General features: G+C 38.0%; 1 protein-coding gene. It reads left to right on the forward strand.

Annotated features, from left to right (window positions below):
- Nucleotides 1–468, forward strand: a 468-nt coding sequence (locus ACYVTD_RS16545) for a hypothetical protein (RefSeq protein WP_461248756.1), incomplete at both ends; no start/stop codon positions are given.

The following is a 468-nucleotide window of genomic DNA, read 5'->3' on the forward strand; positions in this document are numbered from 1 at the left end:
GATATACAAGGCTATTTCGCTTTGTATATTTTATTTCTCGAAAACTCTGCCCGTTATTTTATCTGTTGGGTTGGCGTTTACTTTAACTGGTTGTGGAGAAAAATATTCTGCAAAGCAAACTTTACGAAATTTTTTAGTTTCTGCTGCTAAAGGTGATATTGAAGCCGCGGGAAAAAATGTCGGTTCGGGGCTTAATAATTATTACGCTGTCGCACAGGCAATGCACGACAGCGACACATATGATGATCAAATGGTATTATCCAAGCCAACATCTAAGTTGGAATATGAAGTAGTTGGATATAAAAGAATTAGCAAGGAAAACGTTAGCCTGACAGTTAAATTTAAGAATATTGATATTCAGCCAGCATATACCGATGCTATCGCAAGAGTTAAGGAATATATGGCAGAAAATGGCGTTGACGACAGTAGCGGATTGCGAATGGCTATTAGCAGTGCTATAGCAAGTGT

The sequence above is a fragment of the Treponema sp. R6D11 genome, from assembly GCF_054786075.1.